Annotated in this window: 1 protein-coding gene; it reads right to left on the bottom strand. The window is 38.7% G+C overall.

What is annotated here, in order from left to right; all coding sequences use genetic code 11:
- A partial coding sequence (locus DWZ47_RS30240; RefSeq protein ID WP_192920056.1) for a transposase family protein occupies positions 1-726 on the bottom strand: 726 nt, incomplete at its 3' end.
- Positions 727-832 lie beyond the last annotated feature (106 nt).

Genomic DNA, 832 nt, shown 5'->3' with positions numbered 1-832 from the left:
AGCCTCTGTGAAACATCTTCCACGGTCTCTCGTTATATATTGTATTTGAGGATTCCGGATGAGCCAGTTATCAAGTGCTTCTCCGTTTCTATCCTCTAACAAAGCAATAGGTATGTGTGTCATCTGGTCTACGACCACACTCATATAATCCTTACCTTTTTTATAGGCAAAATCATCAATACCTACATAAATACTTTTATTATGCATAGGATTGTGTTGTCCGCACTGTTGTAGGATGCGTAAGCAGGAAGAACTACTGGCTGTTATATGGAACAGTTGCAAAAGAGAAGAGGCCTTTCGGGAAGTAAGTTCCAAACTTATCGATCTGATGCGTTCCTCAACAAGATAGCTCCGTCTACCATACCGACGAGCCAGAAAAGACAACGGTTCGCAGAATATTTTTTGTGGACAAGAAACATTGTCACAATAATATTTGCCAACCTTGATGACTAACTCCAAAGTATGACCGTAAACTTCAAGATCCTCAATATGACGGGAGTAGTAACTGTGCAATCGGTGACTGAAATGTCCGCAATAAGGACAGGAAGCCCCTTTGCCAGCCGTATGTAGAAAGACCGTCAATGAGCCAACAGCTTCAGAGATACCATCTTGTTGCAGATTATCGTAGCCAAGACTGAATCTGAAATCATGGAATAATCCCCTATTTGTAGGAGCATTTTCTTTTTTTGATGTATATTTGTACGTTGTAGATATGACTTGTTGCATTGTAACTCTTAATGATGTGGTGTCTTTAAAGTTACTAAAAAGCAAACATATCTACAACTTTTAATAGGATTAAGAAAGAAGAAGACAGTTGAAATAAAAAAGAGAT

The organism is Bacteroides sp. AF32-8BH, assembly GCF_003435205.1.
In the GTDB taxonomy this organism is placed as follows: domain Bacteria; phylum Bacteroidota; class Bacteroidia; order Bacteroidales; family Bacteroidaceae; genus Bacteroides; species Bacteroides ovatus.
Note: the sequence above shows the minus strand (reverse complement) of the source record. Positions and strands in the feature narration are given on the sequence as shown.